At 42.6% G+C, this 18,290-nt stretch carries 17 protein-coding genes; 12 read left to right on the top strand and 5 right to left on the bottom strand.

Annotation, left to right across the window (positions count from 1 at the left end; genetic code table 11):
• Positions 1-431 precede the first annotated feature (431 nt).
• From LH29_RS05145 to LH29_RS05110, 8 genes are all read left to right on the top strand, one after another.
• The gene (locus tag LH29_RS05145) at positions 432-1,841 is read left to right on the top strand and encodes an anthranilate synthase component I family protein (protein WP_045026397.1); all 1,410 of its coding nucleotides are present in this window, start codon (positions 432-434) and stop codon (positions 1,839-1,841) included.
• 12 nt (positions 1,842-1,853) lie between these two features.
• Entirely contained in the window at positions 1,854-2,438 is a 585-nt protein-coding gene (locus tag LH29_RS05140) for an anthranilate synthase component II (RefSeq protein ID WP_045026396.1), read from the top strand.
• An 88-nt stretch (positions 2,439-2,526) separates the two neighbouring features.
• On the top strand, positions 2,527-3,522 hold the full coding sequence (gene trpD / locus LH29_RS05135; protein WP_045026395.1) for an anthranilate phosphoribosyltransferase: 996 nt from the start codon (positions 2,527-2,529) through the stop codon (positions 3,520-3,522).
• A 20-nt stretch (positions 3,523-3,542) separates the two neighbouring features.
• The gene (gene trpC / locus LH29_RS05130; protein WP_045026394.1) at positions 3,543-4,331 is read left to right on the top strand and encodes an indole-3-glycerol phosphate synthase TrpC; all 789 of its coding nucleotides are present in this window, start codon (positions 3,543-3,545) and stop codon (positions 4,329-4,331) included.
• A gap of 51 nt (positions 4,332-4,382) precedes the next feature.
• Positions 4,383-5,009: a phosphoribosylanthranilate isomerase gene (locus LH29_RS05125; protein WP_045026393.1), complete on the top strand. Its 627-nt coding sequence runs from the start codon at positions 4,383-4,385 to the stop codon at positions 5,007-5,009.
• 110 nt (positions 5,010-5,119) lie between these two features.
• Positions 5,120-6,301 (top strand): tryptophan synthase subunit beta, encoded by a 1,182-nt coding sequence (trpB, locus tag LH29_RS05120; protein ID WP_045026392.1) that lies wholly within the window; start codon positions 5,120-5,122, stop codon positions 6,299-6,301.
• A 102-nt stretch (positions 6,302-6,403) separates the two neighbouring features.
• A complete protein-coding gene (gene trpA, locus LH29_RS05115) occupies positions 6,404-7,186 on the top strand; it encodes a tryptophan synthase subunit alpha (RefSeq protein WP_045026391.1) in 783 nt (260 codons plus the stop codon).
• Positions 7,187-7,386: 200 nt separating this feature from the next.
• Entirely contained in the window at positions 7,387-7,578 is a 192-nt protein-coding gene (locus tag LH29_RS05110) for a hypothetical protein (protein ID WP_045026390.1), read from the top strand.
• A gap of 41 nt (positions 7,579-7,619) precedes the next feature.
• Here LH29_RS05110 and LH29_RS05105 read toward each other — a convergent pair whose 3' ends face one another.
• Positions 7,620-8,096, bottom strand: coding sequence for a GNAT family N-acetyltransferase (locus LH29_RS05105; protein ID WP_045026389.1), 477 nt, complete (start codon positions 8,094-8,096; stop codon positions 7,620-7,622).
• Positions 8,097-8,857: 761 nt separating this feature from the next.
• Between LH29_RS05105 and LH29_RS05095 the strand changes: the two genes are divergently transcribed.
• From LH29_RS05095 to LH29_RS23650, 3 genes are read left to right on the top strand one after another with little or no spacing between them, the layout of a single operon-like run.
• The gene (locus LH29_RS05095; RefSeq protein WP_082063417.1) at positions 8,858-12,013 is read left to right on the top strand and encodes a SusC/RagA family TonB-linked outer membrane protein; all 3,156 of its coding nucleotides are present in this window, start codon (positions 8,858-8,860) and stop codon (positions 12,011-12,013) included.
• A gap of 12 nt (positions 12,014-12,025) precedes the next feature.
• Entirely contained in the window at positions 12,026-13,606 is a 1,581-nt protein-coding gene (locus LH29_RS05090) for a RagB/SusD family nutrient uptake outer membrane protein (protein WP_045026387.1), read from the top strand.
• Between the two features lie 11 nt (positions 13,607-13,617).
• Entirely contained in the window at positions 13,618-14,376 is a 759-nt protein-coding gene (locus LH29_RS23650; protein ID WP_052670608.1) for a hypothetical protein, read from the top strand.
• 54 nt (positions 14,377-14,430) lie between these two features.
• On the opposite strand, the gene LH29_RS05080 is transcribed toward LH29_RS23650, so the two are convergent.
• From LH29_RS05080 to LH29_RS05065, 4 genes are all read right to left on the bottom strand, one after another.
• Positions 14,431-15,141, bottom strand: a complete 711-nt coding sequence (locus LH29_RS05080) for a hypothetical protein (protein WP_045026386.1) — start codon at positions 15,139-15,141, stop codon at positions 14,431-14,433.
• Positions 15,142-15,243: 102 nt separating this feature from the next.
• Positions 15,244-15,636, bottom strand: coding sequence for a hypothetical protein (locus tag LH29_RS05075; protein WP_157493571.1), 393 nt, complete (start codon positions 15,634-15,636; stop codon positions 15,244-15,246).
• 79 nt (positions 15,637-15,715) lie between these two features.
• The gene (locus tag LH29_RS05070) at positions 15,716-16,276 is read right to left on the bottom strand and encodes a GNAT family N-acetyltransferase (protein WP_045026384.1); all 561 of its coding nucleotides are present in this window, start codon (positions 16,274-16,276) and stop codon (positions 15,716-15,718) included.
• A gap of 10 nt (positions 16,277-16,286) precedes the next feature.
• Positions 16,287-16,865 carry a peptidylprolyl isomerase gene (locus LH29_RS05065; RefSeq protein WP_045026383.1) on the bottom strand — a complete coding sequence of 193 codons (579 nt, stop codon included), beginning with the start codon at positions 16,863-16,865 and terminating at the stop codon, positions 16,287-16,289.
• 90 nt (positions 16,866-16,955) lie between these two features.
• Between LH29_RS05065 and LH29_RS05060 the strand changes: the two genes are divergently transcribed.
• The gene (locus LH29_RS05060; RefSeq protein ID WP_045026382.1) at positions 16,956-18,257 is read left to right on the top strand and encodes a S28 family serine protease; all 1,302 of its coding nucleotides are present in this window, start codon (positions 16,956-16,958) and stop codon (positions 18,255-18,257) included.
• Positions 18,258-18,290 lie beyond the last annotated feature (33 nt).

The following is an 18,290-nucleotide window of genomic DNA, read 5'->3' as shown; positions in this document are numbered from 1 at the left end:
ATTTCAAAAAAAACGTTTTTCTTGCAGAAGATTAAAATTAAAAAATGCAAAAAATAAATACAATATGGCTTCCGTGGTGGGGTCTTCTTACGTAAGTTAGGAGTTAAGAGCCATATTGCTATTTTTAAAGATATGACAGGCCTGCTTCTAACAAAAGCAGGTTTTTTTGTTTAATAGATAAATTATTATGAGAACAAACAATAACATTTGGTGGTGGCATAGCAACTTTTTACAAATATCGTGAAGAGAGGATACGTCATTGCATAAATTAAAAGCGGCTCATCGGATTTCACGGTGAGCCGTTTTTAGTTTTAGCCAGAATATAACAACACCCCTCCTGACCGTCCGCCAGTTGGCGGAGAGGAAATTTCCCCCTTCGGGGGATAAAGGGGGGCAAAAAAATAAACAAAGAACAAAACATAAAAAACAAAATGGAAAAACTCAATTTTAAACCTGTCGTACGTAAAATACTTGCCGACACCGTAACTCCGGTTAGCATTTATTTACGACTTCGCACGCTTTATCCTAAGTCGATATTGCTGGAAAGCTCCGATTACCACGGAGTTGAAAATGCTTACTCATTTATTGCTTTTAACCCAATTGCCAATTTTAAAGTCACAAACGGCGAGGTTGGCATCGATTTGCCGGGCCGTGCGCAAGAAAACTTTGGCCTTTCTCCCGAAAAGAAATTGCACGATGAGCTGGACAAGTTCTTCAAAACATTTAATGTTGATTCGGATGAAATTGAATTGCCGGCCAACGGTTTATTTGGCTACCTGAATTTCGATGCCATTCAACATTTCGAAAGCATTCGTTTTTCGTCGCCAAAAACCGCAGAATACCAAACGCCGGAAGTACATTACAGCTTTTACAAATATGTAGTTGCCATCGATCACCACAAAAACCAGATCCACATTGTAGAAAACTTGTTGGAAGGCGAAGAGTCGCAAATGGATTACGTGCATCACTTGTTGGTGAACCTCAACTTCTCAACGGCAAGTTTCGATGTCCGCGGCGAAGAAAAATCGAATATCACTGATGAAGAATACATGCACATGGTAACCAAAGGCAAAGAGCACTGCTACCGTGGCGATGTTTTCCAAATCGTTTTGAGCCGCCAGTTCTCGCAGGAATTTGTTGGCGACGATTTTAATGTGTATCGCGCACTTCGTTCAATAAATCCATCGCCTTACCTGTTCTATTTTGATTATGGGACTTACAGTATTTTCGGATCGAGTCCTGAGGCTGAAATCAGAATTAAAAACAACAAAGCATACATTCACCCCATTGCCGGCACTTTTAAACGAACCGGAAATGATGATCAGGATCGTGAGCTGGCAGAAAAGCTGAGCAAAGACCCCAAAGAAAATGCCGAGCACGTAATGTTGGTTGATCTTGCCCGTAACGATTTAAGCCGAAACGCCGATAATGTAATTGTTGAAACGTACCGCGAGGTACAATTCTTTTCGCATGTTATTCACCTGGTTTCGCAGGTTTCGGGAGAAATTACCCCAGATACCAACCTGATAAAAGTACTGGGAGAAACCTTCCCTGCCGGAACACTTTCGGGTGCACCAAAGTATAAAGCCATGGAACTGATCGACAAATACGAAAACCAGAACCGTGGTTATTACGGCGGTTGTATTGGTTATCTTGGTTTTGATAATTCGGTGAACCATGCGATTATGATTCGCTCGTTTTTGAGCAAAGACAAAAAGCTGTTTTATCAGGCGGGTGCAGGTATTGTTGCCGATTCGCAGGAAGAGAGTGAATTGCAGGAAGTGAATAACAAACTGGCTGCTTTGAAAAAAGCTATTGAAATGGCTAAAGGAATTAATTAAAAACTTGAAACGATGAAGATATTAGTTATCGATAATTACGACTCATTTACCTACAACCTGGTACATGCCATAAAAAAGATATCCGGCCAGCCGGTTGATGTGTTTCGCAACGACCAGATTGCATTGGAAGAGATTGACAAATACGACAAGATCGTTCTTTCTCCGGGTCCGGGGATTCCTGAAGAAGCAGGTCTTTTACTCGACATTATAAAAGCCTACGCACCAAAGAAAAGTATGCTGGGCGTTTGTTTAGGTCACCAGGCTATTGGCGAAGCTTTTGGTGGGAAATTGCACAACATGAACCGTGTTTTGCATGGAATTGCCACCCCCGTAAAACAAACCGGAATTAAATCGCCGTTATTTGAGGGATTACCGGAATCTTTCGATGTGGGCCGTTACCACTCTTGGATCGTTCAGGATGAACAACTGCCCGAATGTTTTGAAGTTACCAGCTACGACGAAGATGGACTGGTAATGTCGATGCAGCACAAGGAATACGATGTGCAAAGTGTGCAGTTCCACCCGGAATCGGTACTCACTCCGATGGGCGAAAAAATGATCGAGAACTGGTTGAATTCAGATAATAGTACAAAGTAGTGAGAAATGAGATCAGGCTTAAAACAAATCTCGCATAACTAATTGAGTCAATACTCACTACTCAAATCTCAATACTAATTACTTAGATATGAAAGAAACATTACAATACCTATTTGAAGGAAACACACTCACGCGCGAAGAAGCAAAAGCTGCCTTAACCGGCGTTGGGAAAGGCCTTTATTCTGAAGCTGAATTCGCTGCATTTCTCACCGTTTTTAAAATGCGTCCTTTGCAGTCGGAAGAACTGGGAGGTTTTCGCGATGCCATGGTGGAACTTAGCAAAAAAGTTGATCTGTCAGACTACAACGCAATCGATATTGTGGGCACCGGTGGCGACGGCAAAAACACGTTCAACATCTCTACGCTCTCGTGTTTTGTTGTTGCAGGTGCAGGTGTGAATGTTACCAAACATGGCAATTATGCCGCCACTTCAAACAGCGGCTCATCAAACGTTTTGGAATTTCTGGGCTACGAATTCAGTAACGAAACCGACAAACTAAAAAGCGATCTGGAAAAAGGAGGATTTTGCTTTTTACATGCTCCGCTCTTCCACCCCGCCATGAAACACATTGCTCCGGTTCGCAGGGCCTTAAAAGTGCCAACCTTCTTTAATATTCTTGGGCCGATGATCAACCCGTCGGAACCAAAATATCAGTTGCTTGGAGTAAATAACAGTTTAAATTTCGATTACTACAAGAATGTGTATAAAACACTGAATGTTAACTTTGCCATTGTAAACAGTGTTGATGGCTATGACGAAATTTCGCTGACTGCCGACACGCACTTTGCAACAAAATCGGAAGATAAACTGGTGTCAGCATCAGAATTTGGAATGCAGCAGCTTGAGCCTGAAAAACTTTACGGTGGCGAATCGGTAGAAGATGCCGCAAAAATATTTATCGATGTATTAAAAGGCAAAGGTACTACCGAACAAACCAATGTTGTTCTTGCCAACGCAGCCGTTGGTTTGCATGTTGTTTTCCCTGATAAAACATTGATTGAATGTGTTGAAATGGCACGCGAATCTTTACTAAGCGGAAACGCGTTGAAAAAGATGGAAGCAGTTACGAACAAATCCTTTTAAGGCAGAACAAATAAAAGACAATGAATATTCTTGATAAAATAGTAGCAACAAAAAAAGAGGAAGTAGCTGCGCAAAAAAAAGTGGTTAGCATTGAGCAACTAAAGAAATACCCGGGTTTTACGCGAAAGTGTAATTCGCTAAAAGAAAACCTGCTGAAAAAAGGTGCTTCCGGAATTATTGCCGAATTCAAACAGAAATCGCCTTCAAAAGGTGAAATCAATTTTTCGGCAAAAGTGGAAGAAGTTACCAAGGCCTACAACGCTGCGGGCGCTTCGTGTCTCTCGGTACTTACCGATTTTGAATATTTTGGTGGCACATTGGCGAACCTGGCGAAAGCACGTGAAGCCAATCCTGATATCCCGATTCTGCGAAAAGATTTTATGATCGACACCTACCAAATTGTGGAAGCCAAAGCTTTTGGTGCCGATGTGATTCTTTTAATTGCCGCCTGTCTTTCGAAAGAAGAGGCACTGGAACTGGCAAAAAAAGCCAAAGAACTGGGGCTGGATGTTTTAATGGAAATACACAATGCCGAAGAATTGGAGATCGTAAACGACTACGTTGATGTTGTGGGCGTAAACAACCGCAACCTGAAGACCTTTGAAGTGAGCGTTGAAACTTCGGTGGAGCTTTCGCAACTTATTCCGGCCAAATTTGTAAAAATATCGGAAAGTGGTTTGGCAGGAGCTGCCGAGATCAACTACCTGAAAGAGCATGGATTTAAAGGCTTCCTGATTGGTGAGACTTTTATGAAAACGGGTGATCCCGGCGCAGCGTGTAAGAAGTTAATTGGGGAGCTTAGAGATTAATAATCACACACCTTGAGGGGATTAAAGGGGTGAAACATAACAAATGAAGAGATGACAAAAAATCTAAAAATAAAAGTTTGCGGGATGAAATTCACCCAAAATCGGGAACAGGTAGAAGCGCTTGGAGTTGATCTGCTGGGCTATATTTTTTACGGCCCGTCGAAACGATTTGTAGGTGACACACCCGATGCCGGACTCTTTCAATCGGACAGACCTAAAGTGGGTGTTTTTGTAAACGAGAATGCGTTTGAAATTCTGGGACTGGCAAAGAACTTCGATTTTGAATACATTCAATTGCATGGCAAGGAAAATCCCAAAACATGTGGATTGTTAAAAAATCAGGGGCTGCAGGTTTTAAAAGCCTTCCCTATGGATGATGATTTTAAATTTGCGACAACAGCTGCCTATGAGGAAAACGTGGATTATTTTTTATTCGACACCAAAACCAAAGAGCACGGTGGTTCGGGTAAAAAGTTCAACTGGCAGATCCTGGAAAATTACACCGGGAATACACCCTTTTTTCTAAGTGGCGGAATTGGTCCTGATGATGTAGCTGAGATAAAAGAGTTAAATCATCCGATGCTGGCAGGAGTAGATCTGAACAGTGGTTTTGAAGACGAGCCCGGATTAAAAAACATTGAAAAACTAAAACATTTTATTGAAGAAATCAGAATATGATCCCCCCTTCTCATCCCGACAAACCGGGATTCGATTGTCCCCCCAGGGGGACAGGAGTCCGTCAGCTGACGGACGACAGGGGGAAATTAAAATCGATAAATTTTAATCATATGAAATATCAAGTAGACGAAAAAGGATATTACGGCGAATTTGGCGGGGCATGGATACCCGAAATGATGTTCACCAATGTTGATGAACTCAAGCGCCGTTACCTTGAAATTATAGAATCAGAAGCATTCAAAAAAGAATTCGATCAGCTGTTAAAAGATTATGTGGGGCGTCCGTCGCCGCTGTATTATGCCAGCCGGCTTTCGGAGCATTACGGCAGCAAAATCTACCTGAAAAGGGAAGATCTGAATCATACGGGATCGCATAAGCTGAATAACACCATCGGACAAATTCTTTTGGCACAACAACTGGGAAAAACCCGCATTATTGCCGAAACCGGTGCCGGACAGCACGGTGTGGCAACTGCAACGGTTTGTGCACTGAAAGGAATAAAGTGTATCGTTTACATGGGAGCTTTGGATGTATCGCGCCAGGCACCAAACGTAAAAAAAATGAAAATGCTGGGTGCCGAAGTAATTCCGGTGCACAGTGGAAACAAAACACTGAAAGACGCCACCAACGAAGCTATGCGCGACTGGATCAACAATCCGGAAGACACGCATTACATTATCGGCTCGGTGGTTGGCCCGCACCCCTACCCCGATATGGTTGCACGTTTCCAATCGGTTATCAGTGCCGAAATGAAAAAGCAATTGCTGGAACAAACCGGATCGGAATTCCCGACACGTATTTTGGCGTGTGTGGGAGGAGGAAGTAACGCCGCAGGTGCTTTTTATCATTTCCTGGATGACGAGCAGGTGGAACTGATCGGAGTGGAAGCTGCCGGAAAAGGAGTCGACACCGATGAAACTGCAGCAACTTTAACGGTTGGAACGCCCGGAGTGTTACACTCAAGCAGAACCGTGTTGATGCAAAATGAGGACGGACAAATTACCGAACCATATTCCATCTCTGCCGGACTGGATTACCCGGGAATCGGGCCATTACATGCGCACCTTTTTAAAACTGGTCGAGCAAAGTTTCTGGCTGCCACCGACGAGGAAGTTTTACAGGCAGTGTTGCTGCTAACACAAAAAGAAGGCATTATTCCGGCACTGGAATCAGCTCACGCACTTGCGGCGTTGGATAAAATAAAAATGAATCCTGATGATGTGAATGTGATTAACCTTTCGGGCAGTGGAAACAAGGATATGGAAACCTACCTGGATTATTTTGGATATTAAAAAAACGAACACTGACAACACAGATTTATTTGATTTCCACAGATAGTTATCAACGAAAATCTGCAAAATCAGCGTAATCTGCGTTCTATTAAAACTATTATCATGAACAACAGAATCAATCAACTTTTCGCAAGAAAAAAAGCTTACATACTCTCGGTATATTTTACTGCCGGGTTCCCCAACCTGAACGATACCGTTGAAATTATTCAGCAGCTGGAAAAAAATGGCGTCGACCTCATCGAAATTGGCATGCCTTTTTCCGATCCTACGGCTGACGGACCAACCATTCAGCGCACCAGCGAAATTGCCTTAAAAAACGGCATGTCAATCAAAGTGCTTTTCGAACAATTAAAAACCATTCGCGAATCGGTTTCTATACCGCTGGTTTTAATGGGATACTTAAATCCGGTTTATCAATATGGCGTAGAAAAGTTTTGCCAAAAGTGTAACGAAATTGGCATTGACGGCACTATCCTGCCCGACCTCCCGTTGGATGAGTTTGAAGCAAACTACAAAACTATTTTTGAGCAGAACAACCTGCACAACATATTGCTGATTACGCCACAAACGTCGGAAGCACGCATTCGTCAAATAGATGATGCCAGCAAAGGATTCATATACATGGTGTCATCGTCGTCGACAACAGGTGCCGGCAAAAAAGTGGAAGATTTCCATGCGGACTATTTTGAGCGCATTCAGAGCATGAATCTCAAAAATCCGCGCCTTATCGGGTTTGGAATTTCGGATAATGCCACCTTTACAAATGCCTGTAAATATGCCAGCGGAGCCATTATCGGAAGTGCCTTTGTAAGTTCATTTAACGAGGAGGTAAAAATCGCCGATTCGGTTGCCCAATTTGTAAAAAACATGCTAACGGCCGACTAATGTTTGACTGCTAAAAGTTTAACAAAAATAAATGTTCTGAAACATGATTTAGGTAGAACCGATCTAAATAACACATGCTCAGCGTAATAGAATATGATCGCTGAAAAAGACTCGTTAATTAGTGTTAAAGGATATTTTACAGCATACTTTTATTCAATTTTGGATGTTATTTTTAGTAACGAACAATAAAAGAAGAAGCCATGTTAGAATACGCAAAAGTAATTCTACCCAAAGTTAGTTTTAGCAAAGAATTGTTCAGTAAAGAGTTATCCAAATGCATTAACTGGGTAGAGCCCGATCAGTTGCAGAACTTACGCAACTGGTGTTATGAAAATTTTAAAGAGATGTACCCCGATGTACTGGCAGAAGCATTTGCCGGCATCGCGGCTTAAAGTATTAACCGGGCGGGATTTTATCCCGCCTTTTTTATGTTTCAAAGTTTTTTAATCATCCAAATATCGCAGCCCGTATGCCCCGAATCACCTAATGGCTTATCCAGTTGTTCAAATCCTGCCCGTTCGTACATTCCCACCGCATTATCAAACTCTGGCAAGGTTTCAATGTATATTTCGGAATAATCCAGTTCTTTTGCCGACTCGATACTTTGTTCCATTAATACCGTGCCCAAACCTTTTCCCCGGGCTTTTGCCAACAGATAAAACTTTACCAATTCAGCGCAGCCTTTGGGCAAACCAACGGTAGGGTAAATGCCGCAACATCCTAATATCTCTCCATCCTTCTCTGCTACCCAGAGAACCGATTTCTCATTCTGAAACAGCTCATACAAGTTATCGGTAGTTGGATCGGAAAAGACAGTTCCTTGCCGCGGAGCATCGTACTCAATAAAAGCTGCTCTTATTAAATCGGCTAATTGTTTATTATCGGATTTTTGGACTTTTCTAATCTTCATTTTTCAAACATTATCGGATATGTACCCCTGAAGTTATAACACCTTCAATATACAGGATTATCGAAGTGTGCGTTTACGACAAACGCTTATTTTGCACTATAATTCATTATGGATTTAAAAATAATGGATTTTATGATACATCAAAAAATATTATCACCATACATTTCGCAGGTTCGGCAAATCTATATGAATCGTTAATTTGGCTTATCCATTTAAAATTGACCACGAAACACACCCGTTTTACGGTTACCAACATTCTTTCGTCTGCCAATACCCCTTTTATGTCTGTCAACAACATCCTTTTCGGCTTTTGTTCTCATATCTACCGTTTTTTTCCATTTATAGCTTTGTGCTTACCGTTGGTTGATAAAAATTACGGCGTATTGCAGCATTCTGTAAGTTTGATCAAAAAGCTAAAAATCCGGCAAACGCTAAACAGCTCAAACCGGCACGTAAACAACATTAAACAGGGGATTCGGGGAATTAGAAACGTTAACAGCGGCACTCCATTTTTTTTACATAGAAACAGAATTAAACAGCATTTAAAATGTAAAAAGTGCAATTATCTGGCCGGCTGGCAGATAATAAACTCCCGTTTCCCCGACGGGAGTTTTCTTTTGGAAATTACAAAAGCGAAGGGTAATAACGCTTGAGTATGAATATAAGTTTTATCGGTGAAACGATCATGGACATTCTTACCCTAAAGCAAGGAGAGAAATGCACGTTCCACATGATAGTTTAACATCTACAATTTGAATCATATGAAAAAACTACTTCTATTAGTTGTGGCTTTGTTTTGTGGAGTGGGAATACTATTCGCCCAAACAAAGCAAATTAGGGGAACGGTTACTTCATCCGAAGATGGACTACCCATTCCCGGTGTTTCGGTTGCCGTAAAAGGAACTACTACCGGAACCACTACCGACCTGGACGGTAACTATACGTTAACCGTGCCTGTCGATGAAATCCTTATTTTCTCCTTTGTTGGAATGAAACGCGAGGAAGTACCCGTCACCGATGCTATGGTTTACAACGTTACACTTGAACCTGATGTAATTGGTGTTGATGAAGTTATGGTTGTGGCCTACGGTACTGCTAAAAAGGAATCGTTTACAGGCTCGGCCCAGGTGGTTGACAACGAAATGCTGCAAAAGCGGCCCGTTGCCGATATTTCGAAGGCTTTGGAAGGACAGGTAGCCGGTGTTCAAACCACCTCCGGAACCGGACAACCCGGCGAAGGAGCGGAAATCGTTATTCGAGGTTTTGGCTCCATTAACTCCAGCAACAATCCGCTGTATGTAGTTGATGGTGTGCCTTTCGATGGTAACCTGAACTCGATAAATCCGGGCGATATTGAGTCGATGACCATTTTGAAAGATGCTTCGGCCGGTGCGCTATACGGATCGCGAGGTGCCAACGGAGTGGTAGTGATTACCACTAAAAAAGGACAGTCGAAAGAATTGTCGGTGGAGCTAAAAGCCACTTACGGATTTTCGAACCGTGCTATTAAACCATACGAAACACTTGGCACCGCCGATTTTATCGAAGCTTCGTTCCAGGGTTATAAAAATGCGTTGATCTACACCGATGGTGTTCATCCTGATTTGGCCGGCCCAATGGCCGTTGATGCCTTAAGAGGAAGCAGCGGTATTTTTGGTGCCAACGAAATGTACAATCCATACAATATGCCCGTTTCAGAATTGATCGATCCGCAAACCGGCCGGGTTAATCCTTCGGCTAAATTGCTTTACGAATCAAACTGGCTTGATGAAGTGACCAACGACAATGCAACACGTCAGGAATACCAGCTGTTTATAAATGGTGGCTCCGATAACTCGCAGGTTTACGCATCAGTAGCCTACCTAAAAGATGAAGGTTTGCTGAAAACCACCGATTTCGAACGTATCTCCGGAAGAATTGGCGCAGAGCTGACTCCGAAAAACTGGTTTAAATACGGCGGTAATGTCAACTTCTCAAAAACAGAAACCAATTACCTGGGTTACGATGGTACCACATCCAACTCTAACGTTTGGTATTCGGCGCAGTTTATGGCACCTATTTACCCGGTTTATCTGCAAGATGAAAATGGCAGTCCTATACTCTCGGAAACAGGCGAGAAACAGTTTGACTATGGTTTAACCCGTCCGTCGGGTGCCAACCCGAACTGGAACCCTGTGGCAACTTTGTATGAAGATGCTTACGAAACTACTGCCGACAACCTGTCGGGAAGATTCCATTTAAATCTGTTGGGTATTGGACTTGGCAGTTCTTTCGACGGAGTATCATTTACCACAAACGTAGGTTTCGATTACATAAATACCAATCAAACCGTATACTGGAATCCTGATTTTGGTAATGCAGCCAATATTGGCGGTTACCTCGATAAAACGAACACCCGTAGCCTGTCGTACACCATTAACCAACTGTTGCGTTACGAAAAAGACTTTGGTAAACATAGTATTAAGGTGTTGGCTGGTCACGAGTTTTATAAACTTACCATTAACGAACTGGAAGGTTCAAAATCGGGCTTCCCCTACTCAGGAATTAAAGAACTGGCTCCGGGATCAACCACTTCGGGACTTACTTCGTTCGAGGATAATTATTCCATCGAATCGTTCCTGAGCAATGTTACTTACGACTTTGCTGACCGATATTACCTCTCGGCAAGTTTCCGTACCGATGGTTCATCGCGTTTCCACAAAGATTTCCGCTGGGGTAACTTCTGGTCGGTTGGTGGATCTTGGCGTATCAGCGAAGAAAGTTTTATGCAAGAAATGACTTTCATCGACAACCTGAAACTGAAAGCCAGTTACGGAAAACAGGGTAACGACAATATTGGTACTTATTATGGCTGGCAGTCGCTTTATAACCTCGACTGGGCCAATGCCAACCTCAATGGAGCGCTACTTTCATCGCTTGAAAATACATCGATTAAATGGGAAGAAAACAACAACTTTAACGTAGGTGTTGATGCCGTTCTTTTCGATCGTTTTGATATTAGTTTTGAATATTACCGCCGCCGCACCGTGGATATGCTTATGGAAAAACCAATGGCTACATCGCTTGGTTTCGACAGCTACTGGGCCAATGTTGGCGAGATGCTGAACACAGGTTTTGAGTTCAATGCGAACCTGAATATCATCACCAATCCGAACTTTGTTTGGAATGCCAACCTTAACCTTACCACTTTAAGCAACGAAATTGTTGAGCTGGATGGCGAAACAGATCAAATTGTTAACGGTAATATTATTCAGCGAAAAGGTGCAGAAATTAACTCGTACTACCTGGCACAATCTGCCGGAGTGGATCCGGCTACCGGAGCGCAGCTGTACTGGGTTTACGACCTTGATGCTGATGGAAAACCCGGCGACTCCTATCTTTCTGATGATTTCCAGAAAGCGTCGCAAAGTAAACGGATATCGGGCAGCCGTATCCCCGACTTTTACGGTGGTTTTGGCAGTAACTTCAAAATCTACAAAAACTTTGACGTTTCGTTCATGACCACTTTCTCGGTTGGAGGAGAAGTGTATGAGAGTGTTTATTCAAACCTGATGAACCCGATTTACATCGGTACCAACTACGCAGCAAATGTAGAACGCGCCTGGAGAAAACCCGGCGATGTAACTGATATTCCGCGCATTCAAAACGGAACCGGTTTCTCGCGTCCGTTTACCGACAGCCAACTGATCGATGCCTCTTATTTCTCAATCAAGAATATTACGGTAGGTTATACACTTCCTAAAACCATTCTGCAAAATGTGGGTATCGAAAGTGTGCGTGCTTATGTGGCAGTCGACAACCTGGCCATTTTCTCTCATCTCGACGGAATGAATCCGCAGTTTGACTTTACCGGAACTACAGATTTTTCATACACTCCGGTGAGAACGAGTCTTTTCGGAATTGAATTAAAATTTTAAAACAAACAGATCATGAAAATAGATAAAATCCTTATCCTGTTATTTCTGGTGGTTGCAGGATTTGCCTGCCAGGATGAACTGGACACAAACCCTACAGACAGTACATCGGGAGATGTTTTATTCTCCGATGTTCAGAAAGCGAATGTGGCGCTTAACGGAATTTACCGCGCCATGTACGTGGCCGACGAGTGGTCGGTAAACTGGGCCGACGAAGAGTTCGGAGTTACAGCATTTTTGCTTACCTACGACCTTATGGGCGACGATATGGTACAAAACGAAGGTGGTAGCGGATGGTTCTGGTTCGATTATATGTACAATGTAAAATCGGATTATACACACAAAAGCGGCCGTCCTTATTCGGTGTGGTTTTTCTACTACACGGTAATTTCAAATGCCAACTCAATTATTGCATCACAGGATGTTTTAACCGGTGCACCATCGGAGATCAGCAGCCTTATCGGGCAGGCCTACGCTTTGCGTGCTTATGCTTATTTCAGTCTTATCCGTTTCTATCAGCAAACTTATGTGGGTAACGAAAATGCTCCGGGAGTTCCAATTTATACCGAACCAACTACCAACGCTTCGGAAGGAAGTCCGAGAGGAACGGTAGCAGATGTTTACACACAAATTGATGCTGATCTTCAGCAGGCATTAACATTGCTTGATCCAGATGTGGCAGCACCACGAATTCATCCGTCGCATATCGATTATTACGTGGCCAACGGATTAAAAGCGCAGGTTGCCCTGGAAAAACAAGATTGGCCAACCGCCGAATCGGCAGCTACAATGGCCATGAGCGGAGGTACAACAATGCTTTCGCGCGAGAATCTGGCAAACGGTTTTGGATTTAACGATGCCAACGCAGGAGCAGTGCTTTGGGGCCTGCAAATTATTGCCGAGCAAATATCTGACACCGAATCCTTGTTTGGACACATGGATGCCAGTACATCATCGTATGCCGAAAACGCACGAAAATGTGTGAGCTCGTGGTTATACGACCAAATGGCGGACTCCGATGTAAGAAAACAAATGTGGTGGAACGGCCCGCTGGAAGTAGATGAACCACTGGGAACTCAGTTGAGTTACAACCAGTTTAAATTCCGTTTCTCAGATCCTACAAATGCTTTGGGCGATTATATTCTGATGCGTCACGAAGAAATGATGTTGATAAAAGCAGAAGCACTTTGTATGCAAAACCGATTTGGTGAAGCACGAACCATTCTTACAGAACTGATGGAAGAACGCGATCCGAATTACGATATTTCAGGATTGACAGATGCCAGTACACTAACCGTAAACGATGCAAACGGCCCAACAACTCCGCTTGGAGGTTCATCAACCTTACTCGACGAAATTATCCTGCAACGACGCATTGAATTGTGGGGCGAGGTAGGCCGTATTCATGATATTAAACGGTTAAAAACGGGTTTCTCGCGCGATTTCGAAGGCAGTAACCACACGCAAAAATTACTGTCGCGCAATACACTCGACCCGGAATATCCTGATTTTGTGATGTCGATACCACAATCGGAATTTGACGGGAATAAAAATATGGACGAGGTGAGTGATCAAAATCCATGGGCTGACAATTAAAAATTACGATTATGAAGAAAATACAATTAGCACTATTGGTTTTTGTTCTGGCCTTAACAGCATGCGACCAGGACAATATCGGAGAACTTTACGAAACCGATGCGTATGTAGCTTTTAGCTCTTCCATCGTGGTCAACAATCTCCTTACAGCCGAAAACAATTATTCAGTAAACGTTCAGGTTGTGCGTACTGATGGAACCGGAACAGAAACGGTTGGCATCAGCCTTGAACCAAACGATAACATTGATGGCGTTTTTGAGTTGGAAAGCAATACGGTAACTTTTAATGATGGTGAAACAGTTGCTTATGCCAAAATTGTTCCGCTGGTACCTCCTACCGGAATTGCACCGGGTGTTACTTTTAATTTTAACCTGAGTTTAAGCGATGCAACGGTATCGGAGTTTTTTGGAACAACGACATACAAAGCTACACTTAAACTTGATTTCACAGCAATTGGCACGGGAACATTCGACTCGCCATTTTGGGGCGAGGTATTGCAACCTGAGATGTACGAAGCCAGCCTTGGCACAGTGCAGTTGTACAAAACAATAGGCTTGTATGAAAGTGGTTACGATATTATTTTCATTGTGGACGGAACGAATGTAACCGTGAATGCCCAACCTGCATGGTACTACGACGATGAATACGGCGAAGTATATGTTGAAGGTAGCGGCACCATTGACGGTAATGTTATTTCAGTAACGCTAACACACTTTATTCCTGATGTGTATGCATGGGATTCATCGGTTGAGGTTTTGACTTTACCATAACGAATCTAACCAAAGATAAACACTTAAGAGGGTTGCCTGAAAGGCAGCCCTTTTCTATTCCGGAAATTCGTGTATCCGGCTAAATTTTCGTTCTACAATGTTTTCTGAATTTAATAACTGCAGGGTAATTCTATTTTTGTTAAAATCGATTGTCCAAAAAGCTCTGTTCACATTGTCTCCGTATGGTATTAACTCCACTTCTGGCTTGTGACCATGAACATTGTAAACCCCATGAATTCTACCCTTTCCGGAGCGAATATCAAAGCGGCCATCCCAACGAAAGAAAATGTTGGCTTTACCAACTTTTGCATCCTCTGTCCCGAAATAATCTCCATCGCCAACCGCATCCTCCAGTTTCCATAAACCAAGAAGTTCGTCGCCATACGTTGCGGGCAGATGATCCGAGCGTTTTAAAGTTACTTCAACACTCTCCCCATCTTCACTTCTTTTCCAGGTCATCCGATCGTTTTCCAAAGTAACTTTAAACGGTTCGGCCGGATCTTTTATGCCGTTTTCATTAACAACCGATAGTTGGTTTGTTTCTGCATTAAAGTTCCATGTTCCGTAAGAATGTTGCAACCATCCGTTCCCTGATTGCTGTGAGAAATCAGAATTAAAACGCATCCACCGTGCATTTGGAGTCATTTCCTGATCGCCGACTTTTACCCGTTCAACTATCCAAAGCCCTTCAATGGTGGGTTTATCTGCACAGCTAACAAATGCAAGTAGTACAACACTAGCTATAAATTGAATCATCTTTTTCATTGCCCTTTTTTAGTAATCTATAACCCTTAAGGACAAGCATTTGTTGTGATTCGATAAAAGTTCAGGAATTAAAGAGGTGAATGTGTTTGAAACAAACTTTCTTTAATGTGCGGATTGAGTTACCCTAATGCCGTCAAAATAATCACCGGCTTCAAGACCGATAATCAACACCCTCTTATTATCACTTAGGTTTTCGCTCATTGAAATATGAATTTCAGTGGCGTTTTTTCGCTCAATCTTAAATTCAGGCTCTTCAATCACAAAGTTATCAGCGGCAGTGTCCATGTCATCAATATTAATATATGAACCATTAAGCTTCAGAGCATCAATCCACCACCACGCTCCTTCCGTGGTTATGACAATGGTATTTTCCTTAGCATCAAATTCAACTTCTTTTTGAGACAGTTTTATGTTATCATCCCACAAACCAATCGGGGTGTCTTTTGAGCACGATAGAATGGCAAATAAACTCAGAAGCAAAAGCAATTTTTTCATACGGCCTAATTGTTGAGATTTATGTTTATTAGATGATGGAGGCAAAACCGGAATGGTTGCGTATACCTTTAAATGTTTTTCAATAATCGCGCGGATCGTCCTCAACAATGGCGTAATGGTAATTGTCTTTCCACTCTCCGCGTATGGGCAAAATTTTTCGGCGCAATCCCTCGCGGGTCATTCCAATTTTCTCGAGCACTTTTACAGATTTTATATTTTCGGTGGCAACACCTGCTTCCACTTTGTGTAAGCAAAAAGTGTTAAATCCCAGCAACACCAGTCTCTTTGCCAATTCCGTTGCATAACCGTTTCCCCAATATGCCGGATCAAGTTTATAGTAAATTTCACCCAACTTAAACCTATTGTTCGACAATGAAAATCCGGCCACACCAATAAAAGTTCCTGATTCTTTCAATACAATTTTCCACATGTACGAACTGCGTGGAGTTTTTCTTTTGGCCTCCAACTGTTGCTGTAAAAATTGCTCGGTGTCTTTTATCGATTGCGGGATGCCAAGCGTATTAAATTCATCCACTTCGGCCATAGAATGCAGCCGATGAAGCTTTTCAAGATCTTTCGCTTCGATCTCGATTAAACTTAGACGTTCGGTTTCCAGAGTATTTATTTCTGCGTTACTCATCCTTGCTGTTTTACTGCACCCGCATTTCTTTAATCCTTACTTTTTCCACAAGCGTTTGCTGCTCATCCTTTTGTTGCTGAATTTTACGCACCACCACCATTCCCGAAACCACCTGCCCGAAAGCGGCAAAACCCTGTCCATCAGGATTTCGTTTGCCACCAAAATCCAACTCCGGCTGATCGCCCACACAAATAAAAAACTCCGTTGATGCTGTGCCCGGCTCCATTCGCGCCATCGACAGTGTGCCGTCAAGGTGTTTTATTCCGGTGGTTTCGGTTGTTTCGTGTTCAATTGGTTTTATAGTCTCAAAACGTGGTTCGGTGTATATTCCTCCCTGTATTACTTCAATTTTCACATCATTATTAGGCTGGTTATCCATTCGCACCACACGGTAAAACCAGGCATTTTCATAGGTATTGGCCTTAACGTGCTGTAGAAAATTTGTTGCGGTTAGCGGCGCATTTATGGTATCAATTTCAACCACAATGTCTCCAAGAACGGTTTTCATTTCAACGCGGGGAAGTTCCTGAGCGATGGTTTGAAACACCAACACCAGAGCAGGAATCAAAAAGATTATGGCTTTCCTCATAATTTAATTTGAATATTATTTTTTAATTGCAATCAAATGTACAAAAAACGGTTTTGGATAACCAGAGCCAATGCATAATTCAAAAAACTCATGAAGAAATTTCAACTGTTACTGGTTCTGCTGTTGCTTTCGGCAGTAACTTTTTCGCAAACCACACTAAAAGCCTTTCTCGAGAGTCAACCCGAGGTTAAAAGTGTTGAACAAATGAACTGCACCGATTTTTTTGCAGTTAAATACAAAATAATGGTGGAGCAGCCTGTTGATCATTCCGATTCATCGAAAGGAACATTTTTGCAACGGGTGCTGATCGCCGACAAAGGTGTTGACCAGCCCGTAGTTTTTATTACCGAAGGCTACAACGGCGGCTATTCTGAAAACCCAAATTATATAAACGAGCTATGCCCGATTTTAGGGGCCAATCAAATTTGCATGGATCATCGTTATTTTGGCGAATCGATGCCGGAGCCTTTAAACTGGAATTACCTGACCGTGCGTAATGCCGCTGCCGATCATCACCACATTATTCAAATGATGAAAAAATATTATTCGGGGAAATGGGTAAGCACCGGCATTAGCAAAGGCGGACAAACAACAGCCTATCACCGCTGGCTTTACCCCAACGATGTTGATGTTTCGGTACCGTATGTGGCGCCACTTAACTTTGGTGTTGAGGATGGCCGACATGAGCCGTTTATTGCCCATACAACAGGAACACCGGAAGGCCGGGCAAAAGTACAGGCATTCCAACTGCAAATTCTCAAAAACCGTGAGACTTACCTGCCTCTTCTTGAGCAATATTTCAAGGATCAGAATTTGCATCCGCTGCTAAATAACAACGAGATGCTGGATTATGTAGTACTCGAATTCTCTTACGGATTTTGGCAATACGACAATTCATTGGATGATATTCCACCACTGGATGCACCGGCTAAAGATTTGTTTGCGGAGTTGGTTAAAGTATCGTCGCCCATGTACTTATCGAGTGAAGGTGTGGAAGTTTTTAAATCATTCTTTGTGCAGGCGGCGCACGAATTGGGTTATTACGGTTACGATGTAGAACCGTTTAAAGACTATTTGTCGATTAAAAGTGCAGAAGGTTGGCTGAACCGCATTTACCTGCCCGAACTAGCCATTAAATACAACAAAAAGACCGCTAAAGAGGTAGAAAAATTCATCAAAAAAACCGATGCGAAAATGCTGTTTATTTACGGGGAGTGGGATCCGTGGTCGGCTTCGGCATTTGAAGTCCCGAACAAACCCAATTTCCTGAAAATTGTAAAACCAAAAGGAAGCCACAGCACCCGAATCGGAAATTTGCCTAAAGAACAAAAACAGCAGGTAAAAGAAACGCTCGAAAAGTGGCTGGATATGAAAGTGAATATCGAGATTTAGTAGTTTTCAACCTAAAAACGTCACACTGAGCGA

Source organism: Draconibacterium sediminis, from assembly GCF_000949475.1.
Taxonomy (GTDB): domain Bacteria; phylum Bacteroidota; class Bacteroidia; order Bacteroidales; family Prolixibacteraceae; genus Draconibacterium; species Draconibacterium sediminis.
This window is presented reverse-complemented; position numbering and strand designations above follow the sequence as displayed.